Annotated in this window: 3 protein-coding genes; 2 read left to right on the forward strand and 1 reads right to left on the reverse strand. The window is 57.6% G+C overall.

The annotated features are described in order from the left end of the window. The coding region (locus KM934_RS11730; RefSeq protein WP_215760789.1) for a glycoside hydrolase family 2 TIM barrel-domain containing protein at positions 1 to 3,988 on the reverse strand (3,988 nt) is incomplete at its 3' end. A gap of 1,140 nt (positions 3,989 to 5,128) precedes the next feature. Here KM934_RS11730 and KM934_RS11735 point away from each other — a divergent pair. Further along, the gene (locus tag KM934_RS11735; protein ID WP_215760790.1) at positions 5,129 to 6,352 is read left to right on the forward strand and encodes an MFS transporter; all 1,224 of its coding nucleotides are present in this window, start codon (positions 5,129 to 5,131) and stop codon (positions 6,350 to 6,352) included. A gap of 112 nt (positions 6,353 to 6,464) precedes the next feature. After that, complete coding sequence (locus KM934_RS11740; RefSeq protein WP_215760791.1) at positions 6,465 to 8,816, forward strand: beta-galactosidase; 2,352 nt, start codon at positions 6,465 to 6,467, stop codon at positions 8,814 to 8,816. Positions 8,817 to 8,943: the final 127 nt, after the last annotated feature.

Consider the following 8,943-nt stretch of genomic DNA (forward strand, 5'->3'; position numbering starts at 1 on the left):
GGGGGCGGGGCCCCCCCCCCCCCCCCACGGGGAGCTCCCAGTTGTGCATATACGACTTGAGGGTCTGGTCGGACCAGTAGAGCGTAGAGAACGCCACCTGACCCTCGGTCTGGATGTTGATCTCGTTGCCCTGACCGTCGGAGAGCGTGAGCTCGCGCAGATCCTGGCGGTTGCCCATGGTCTGCGGGCGCAGGTAATACTCGTTCATGTCGAACACGGTGGTGGCGTAGCGACCGAGGTTTGATCCTGTGCAACGGTCGGTGTAGTTCTCCAGCGGGCCACGAGCGTAGTAGTTGACCTGGCTGAACTCGCCCGGCATCTCGAGCTGCATGCCCAGACGGCGCACGGCGCCATAGAGATCGGTGGCGGTGACCTGCGGTGTGAACTGGGTCTTGAGGTCGACCACACCGTTCTTATAGATGGTGTAGGTGAAGGTGTAGTTGACCCATGAGCCGGTGCCTGTTACGGTGGCCGTTACCTTGTTGCCACCATCCACACGACTGATGGCTACCTTATGGCTGCTGATGCCGTTGCCCTGGTCGTACCAGGGGTCGCTACCATAAGGAGCGTCGTTCTCGATCCAGCGATAGTTCTCATACTCGGGTGTGGCGCCATCCTTGACGATGCTGATGCCGTTCTGCGACCACTTGGTGAGCTTGCCCGAGTTGGTGTTGAAGGCGATCTCCACCTTGCTGTTGCTGATGGTGGTAACGCCGTTCGACTTGGTGACGCTCAGCGGCTCGGCGCTGCTGCCCTTGAGGTCGACGGCTGCGAGCTTGTCGCGATCCTGCAACACATACTGTGCGGTGGCGACAGCGTAGCCGGCGGGAGCGTAAGCGGTGGCGGCGGGTTGCACAACGCTCAGGTTGAGCAGCACCTCCTTGCCCTTGGCCTCAGCCTCATCGTAGGCGGTAGGCACGGTGACAGAGCCTGTCTCGCCCGGCTTGAGGTCGTCGAGAGCCACATTGCCCTCATTGGCCACCTTGCCATCGACCACCACCTGGTAAGCCAAGCGCAGGGCGCCCAGCGAGGTGAAGTCATACTTGTTGGTGAGGGTGATCTCAGCGGTGTTGCCGCCGGTTGTTTGGCACTTGTCGAACGACACATACTGATAGACCTTCTTCAGCTCATCGAGCTTGGCGCTCCAAGAGCGGTCGGCATTGATGATACCATTGTTGACGAAGTTGCCCTGGTGGGGAGCGTCGGGATAGTCGTAACCAGTGCGGTACTTGTGGAAGCCGTTCTGCATGAGGTTGCCGCTCATGATATCCTCAGAAGCCACGATCGACTGGTCGACCCAGTCCCATACGCAACCGCCGATGCCATACTTGCTGCCCTCAAGGATGTCCCAGTACTCCTGGAGGTTGCCCAGCGAGTTGCCCATGGCGTGGTCGTACTCACACATGAAGAAAGGCTGCTCGGCCCAGTTGCCATTGGCCTGCGCCTTCACTTCATCGAGCGACGGATACATGCGGCTCCACATCTCGGTAGCTGTGGCGCGACCGGCGTTGGTGGCACCCTCGTAGTGGACGATGCGGTTGTCGAGCGTCTTCATGAGGGCGAAGGCGGCGTCGTGGTTGGTGCCATAGCCGCTCTCGTTGCCAAGGCTCCAGAACACCACCGACGGGTTGTTGCGGTCGCGCAGCACCATGCGGCGGGCGCGGTCGAGATAGGCGGGCTGCCAAGAGGCGTCGCTTGAGATGGCGGCGCCATCCTGCCAGTTCTTGTGGCACTCGATGTCGGCCTCATCCATGACATAGAGGCCGTAGTAGTCGAACATGGCGTTCATCTTGGCCTGACGGGGATAGTGGCTGGTGCGCACGGTGTTGACGTTGGCCTGCTTCATGAGGGTGATGTCCTTCAGCATGGTCTCCACATCGATGGCGCGGCCACGGGTGGGATGGGTGTCCTGTGTGTTGACGCCCTTGAAGTAGACCTGCTTGCCATTGACGTAGACGCGGTGGTCGTCGTTGGGGATCTCCACATAGCGGAAGCCATACTTGGTGGCGAACGCCTCTTCCTCCGACCCCTTGGCATCGGTCTGTGCCACCTCGACGGTGTAGAGGTTGGGCTGCTCAGCGTTCCAAAGCTGGAGGTTGGTGAGGCCCTCGAATGTTACATACTGTGTGAGTTCCTTCTCGCCCTTCTTGAAGGCGAAATGGGTGTTCTGCTGGCCTACCTGCTGGCCCTCGGGGCTGATGAGGCGCACGCACACATCCTTGTTGGCGGCCTCAGCGTCGCGGTTGTTCATGGTGAGGGCCACGGTCATAGAGCCCGACTTGTAGCCGTCGGCGGCGTCGAGCATAGAGGTGATGTAGTGGTCGCGGATGTAGGTCTTCGGTGTGGCGAAGAGGTACACGTCGCGATGGATGCCGCTCATGTGCCACATGTCCTGACCCTCGAGGTATGAGCCGTCGGTGAAGCGGAACACCTGAACGCTCAGGTTGTTCTCGCCCTCGTGGACATAAGCCGTAACGTCGAACTCGGCGTCGTTGTTGGCGCCCTGGGTGTAGCCCACCTTCTTGCCGTTGATCCACACGTAGGCACCGCTATAGATACCGTCGAAGTGGAGGAACACGCGGTCGCCGGCCCAGTTGGCGGGCAACGTGAAGTTGCGGCGCAGGGAGCTGACCGAGTTGTAGAGGTTGCCCTTCATCGTGATGTAAGGAGGATTGTCCTCGAAGGGATAATCGACATTGACATACCAAGGATCGCCGTAGCCCTTCATCTCAACGCATGAGGGCACGTCGATGTTGTCCCATGAAGAGACGTTGACATCGTTGCCGTAGAAATCATCCTCGCCCGGACGCAACGACGGGTCTTTCACGAAGTTGATCTTCCATGTGCCATTGAGCGTCATCCAACGGTCGCTGGCGGGGTCGAGCCAAGGCTTGTCGTAGCGGGCCTTGTCGGCACGCAGCGCCTCGGTGTTGGCGTAAGGAATGTAGGCGGCGTGGCCCTCCTCCTTGTTGACGGCGAACACGCGCTGGTTCTCCCAGTCGGAGAGCACGGGCACGTAGGGGTCGGTGTACTCCACGGTGAAATAAGTGGTCTCGTCGTTGGCGTCCTGAATCATGCGGGTGTCGCCCTTGCTGTCGGCGGAGAGGTAGTAGACGGTGCCGTTGTACTTATAGGAGATGCGGTAGACGCCCTGCTGGCCCTCTACGGCCTCGAACGTCACCTGCTGGTTGTAGTTGGAACCATCGAGCGCATACTGCAACGGCAGCTTCTTGCCGTTCAGGCCGGCGTCGATGGCGAAGTTGTACTTGGCGTTGAAGAGAACGGTGGAATAGCCGGTGGAGCCATACTTGGAATATTCCACGGTGCGGTACTCCCAGTGCTGGCCATAGCTTCCCTCCTTATAAGGTTCGGTGTGGAGCAGGGCGGCCGACTTGCGGCTCTCGAGGTTGCTGAGCACCCAACCGGTGTTCTTGCTGCGGAGCAGGTAGGTGTAGCCCTTGATGATCTTGTCGACCTTGTTGGTTGTGGCCTGCAGGGTGAAGTGGCTGTTGGCAGCGTCGAGGTCCTCATCCATGTAGATGGTGCCGTCGGCACGGAGCGTCATGGCGCGATTGCCGGCAACATTGAGGAACTGGAAGACGCCCTCGCTGACCTGCTTGATGACAAACTGCTGGTTGGAACTGGTGAACTTGGGATCCCACTGCAAGAGGCGCCATGCCTGCTGGGCCGCGGGAGCCATGTCGAAGCCCATGTCGTAATGGGGATTGTAGAAAGCATAGATGCTGTCGGGTGGCGACACTGGCACAATCATCCAGTCTTGTCCCTCGGCCGAGAGATCAATGGCATCGGTCGTGAGGTACGTGTTGTGTGCGCTCTGGTTACCATTCGTCACGGCCTGGCCGTTCGACTGGCACACGATGCGATAGATAATGCCCGGGTCGTTGATGTTGACCGCTTGCGAGAAGCTGGCCACCATTCCCAACAGGACCACTATCAGCGCTCTGCGCAGAAGCCCGAATTGTTTCATGTTGAAAAAGTTACTGTTGTTTAATTATTTGGTTATTGTAGTTGCTATCGCCGGTAGATAATGGGCTGTCGCGGGGGCCTTGGGTAGATGGCAAGGAACCGCGTTTGCGCTGCAAAGTTACAACAAAAAGTTAGAAGCGCGGTAGAAAAAAAGCTGAATTGTGATGGGAAAATATACTATTTAACAAATGGGGGTGTTGGGTGTAGAATGACAACTTTTTTAATGTGGAATATTAAAGGTAAATGTGGAATGGGCCATGCGGGGCGGTTTTATCAAAGAACACGAGACCCGGCGAAGCCACGCTGGCCGAAGCAAACGCTCGCTGATATTTAAAAGAACACGAATCTATCGAATCTATCGAATGACTACTGAAAGGAAACACCGCCGGTGTTTATTATCTCACGAATGACGTGCGAAGCCCCACCGACCGAAGGGGAGGTAATTTCACCGATGCGCACGGATTGGTCTTTTCACGGATCGGTTAGTCTTGCGCCGCATTCCGCGGCGTGTGTCGATGCGCCGTCGGCGCGACGGATGGGCACGGATTCTTCGCATGCGGAGAGTTGTTTCTATGAGGGCGCGTTTTAGCGGGCACGTCCCGAAGGGACAGAAGTTCATAGCCCAGGGCAAGCGAAGCGACACCCTGGGTATAATGTGCCGCGTAGCTTACGCCCTGCAAGGGCAAAAGCGCTGAAACAGAGCGTGTTATGTTTACTTTTGCCCCTACAGGGCGTGGCATGGCGCTGCGATTTACCCAGGGCGTCGCTTCGCTTGCCCTGGGCTATGGAGGTCGTTGGGCTTTCAGCCCGCATAGCTTGACTTTCAACACGGCTCCTCTCACACGAGCCAGAGCCTTCCCATACCTATTGACACGCCTACTCTCACACGAGCCAGCGCCATTTCTGCCCGATTCTCCAACGTGCCCATCCAAAACTCAATGCCCTTTCAATACTCTACATCCCTCACTCAACAATTCCCATTCAACACCCAACATTCCCCATTTAACATTCAACACCCAACATTCAACATTCAACACCCAACATTCCAACATTCAACCCCCAACATTCCACATTATAAAATGTTGGGGGTAAGCTAAAAATGAGTACTTTTGCACAACAAACCATAAAAGGACATTCGTCTATGCAAATCAAAGCCATCAGCCAGAAGCTCAAGGGCAAACCCACCATGACCGAGGGAACGGCCTACTCCATACTCATGATTTGCGGCATATCGCATTTTCTGAACGATATGATACAGTCGATCATTCCCTCCATTTATCCCATCCTGAAAGACCAGTTCGACTTCTCCTTCGCACAGATTGGCATCATCACGCTCGTGTTTCAGATGACCTCGTCGATCCTGCAACCGTTCACCGGCCTGTACGCCGACCGCCACCCGCGACCGTACGCCCTCTCCGTGGGCATGTGCTTCACGTTGGCGGGCCTTCTGGCACTGGCCTTCGCCAACCATTACCTCACCATACTCATAGCCGTGAGCATCGTGGGCTTCGGATCGTCGGTGTTCCACCCCACGGCATCGCGCGTAACGCAGATGGCATCGGGCGGCAAGAAGAGTTTGGCGCAATCGATCTTCCAGGTGGGTGGCAACGGCGGATCGGCCCTCGGACCCCTTTTGGCGGCCATCATCATCCTGCCTTACGGTCAGCACTCCATCTCATGGTTTGCCTTGGCCGCCCTGCTCGCCGCCTTGATCATGGTGCGGCTCGGCGCATGGTATAAGGCCCGTATGCAGTATGTGGTGAAGCATCCGCAGAGAAAGCCCGCGCTGAACAACCACATCTCCAAACGTGCCAAATACGGAGCGTTGGCAATACTCGTGCTTCTCGTGTTCTCGAAGTATTTCTACACCTCGTGCATCACGAGCTACTTCACGTTCTTCCTGATCGACAAGTTTGGCGTGTCGATAAAGGCTTCGCAACTGTTCCTCTTTGTGTTTCTCGCCGCGTTCGCCATCGGAACGGTGGCAGGTGGCGTGCTGGGCGACAGGTTCGGCAGGAAATATGTTATCTGGTTCTCCATCCTCGGGGCGGCGCCCTTCGCCTTGGCCATGCCATTCGTGGGCCTCACGATGACCATCGTGTGCTGCTTCCTCTCGGGACTGATCATCGCATCGGCGTTCTCGTCGATCGTGGTTTACGCCACCGACCTCATGCCCGACAAGGTGGGAATGATCGCCGGCGTGTTCTTCGGACTGATGTTTGGACTGGGAGGACTGGGGTCGGCCTTCTTCGGATGGCTGGCCGACAAGACCAGTGTGGAGTTTATTTTTCAGGTGAGCGCATTCCTGCCGCTGATGGGAATCGTTGCCGGACTGCTGCCCAACACACAAAAAGCGGAGAAATAGATGAATTTTGAACGTGAGTCGGCACATTCTTGAAGATTATTCGTAACTTTGCGAAAATAAGAGCGCTTGCGCTCAAAAGGGACAAGAACAAATTCCAAAACAAACCATAAAAATGAAGCTGACAAAGACATTATCGACGGCGGCCCTCGCAGCCGCCATGCTGCTCTGCCCCATGGGCAGCCAGGCAGCCAAGCCAGGCGACTTCACGGTGGGCAAGGGCACGTTCCTGCTCGACGGAAAGCCTTTCGTGGTGAAGGCCGCCGAGCTCCACTACCCCCGTATTCCCAAGGCCTACTGGGACCAACGCATCAAGATGTGCAAGGCTCTGGGAATGAACACCATCTGCATGTATGTGTTCTGGAACATACACGAGCAGAAGGAGGGGCAGTTTGACTTCACCGGCAACAACGACATTGCCGCCTTCGTGCGCCAGGCACAGAAGAACGGCATGTACGTCATTGTGAGACCCGGCCCCTATGTGTGCGCCGAATGGGAGATGGGCGGACTGCCCTGGTGGCTGCTCAAGAAGAAAGACATTAAGTTGCGCGAGCGCGACCCCTACTTCATGGAGCGCGTGAAGATCTTCGAGAAGAAGGTGGCTGAGCAACTGGCACCGCTGACCATACAGCGCGGCGGCCCGATCATCATGGTGCAGGTGGAGAACGAGTATGGATCGTATGGAACCGACAAGCCGTATGTGTCGGCCATTCGCGACATGCTGAAGGACAACTGGTACCAGAACGGTCGCGGACCGGCGCTCTTCCAGTGTGACTGGGCCAGCAACTTTGAGCGCAACGGACTGGACGACCTGGTGTGGACCATGAACTTTGGCACAGGCGCCAACATCGACCAGCAGTTCCGTCGCCTGGGCGAGTTGCGCCCCGACGCACCGAAGATGTGCTCGGAGTTTTGGAGCGGATGGTTCGACAAGTGGGGCGCACGCCATGAGACGCGCGACGCCAAGGATATGGTGGCCGGCTTGGACGAGATGCTCTCGAAGGGCATCAGTTTCTCGCTCTATATGACCCACGGAGGAACATCGTTTGGCCACTGGGCTGGCGCCAACTCACCGGGATTCGCACCCGACGTGACATCGTACGACTACGACGCGCCCATCAACGAGTATGGCCAGACCACACCCAAATATTTTGAGCTGCGACAGATGATGCAGAAGTACACGCAGGGCAAGATGCCTAACGTGCCGAAGGCTGCCGCTCCAACGATGAACGTGGCAAAGTTCACACTCGACCAGTATGCCACCATCGGCTCGGGCATTGACAGCACCGCCACATCGGTGACACCGCTCACCTTCGAGGACATGGACTTCGGCTGGGGTTCGATGATCTATCGCACAGCCCTGCCCGAGGCACCCGCAGGCGCCGTGCTCACCATCGATGGAGCGCACGACTATGTGCAGGTGTACCTGAACAAGAAATATGTGGGTAAGATCGACCGCGTGAAGAACGAGCGGTCGCTCGTAATGCCTGCCACCAAGAAGGGCGACAAGCTGACGGTGCTCGTGGAGGCCATGGGACGCATCAACTTCGGACGCGCCATCAAGGACTTCAAGGGTATCGTGGGCAACGTGACGCTGAGCGCCGCCGTGGATGGCGACGATGTGGTGTGGACGCTGAAAGACTGGGAGCAGAGCCGCATTCCCGACACCTACGCCGACGCTGTGCGCGCCCTCTCGGGCAAGAACAAGATGGGACAGCAGGACCGCCTGAACACCAAGGCTGGCTACTACCGCGGCTACTTCAACCTGAAGAAGACAGGCGACACGTTCCTCAACTTCGAGAAGTGGGGAAAAGGCCTGGTGTATGTCAACGGGCACGCCGTGGGTCGCTTCTGGCGCATCGGTCCGCAGCAGACTCTCTACGTGCCGGGCTGCTGGCTAAAGAAGGGTCGCAACGAGGTGATCGTGCTCGACGTGGTGGGACCGAAGGAGACCACCGTGTGGGGAGAGGACAAGCCGGAACTGAACAAGCTGCAGCTGGAAGAGAGCAACAAGCATAACAACATCGGCGACAAGCCCGACCTGAACTCAAGCACACCGGTGTTTGCCGGACAGATGAAGGCTGGAAACGGTTGGCAGACGGTGAAGTTTGACAAGGCGGCTACGGGTCGCTACCTCGCCATCGAGGTTAGCAGCAACCAAAGCGGAAAGGCGCTGAGCGCCATCGCTGAGGTCTACGTGCAGGACGCCCAGGGCAAGCGCATCAGTCGCGACGCCTGGAAGACGAAGTATGCCGACAGCGAGGACGACAATGGCAACCACACCGGCGACAAGGCGTTCGACCTGCAGGAGTCGACCTACTGGCAGACGGAGAATGGCGCCGCCCTGCCCCACCTGTTGGTGATCGACCTCGGTCAGCAGCAGACGGTGACGGCACTGGAGTATCTGCCGCGCGCTGAGCAAGGAGCACCGGGCAGCATCAAGGACTGCAAGGTGTTTGTGTACTAAGAACCGCTTGGGAGACCAACACCAAGATACAACGGGGAGGTATCGCTTACGGAGCGATACCTCTTTTTTTATGGCTCATCCGACATTTGGAGTGATTTGAAGTGCGCATCACATCTAATAGCTCTGG

Origin of the sequence: Hallella faecis, assembly GCF_018789675.1 — a bacterium.
Taxonomy (GTDB): domain Bacteria; phylum Bacteroidota; class Bacteroidia; order Bacteroidales; family Bacteroidaceae; genus Prevotella; species Prevotella faecis.

What these genes read in the sequence shown, in the direction of transcription:
- KM934_RS11735 (WP_215760790.1), top strand. Translation starts at nt 5,129, where the DNA reads ATGCAAATCAAAGCCATCAGCCAGAAGCTCAAGGGCAAACCCACCATG.
- KM934_RS11740 (WP_215760791.1), top strand. Translation starts at nt 6,465, where the DNA reads ATGAAGCTGACAAAGACATTATCGACGGCGGCCCTCGCAGCCGCCATG.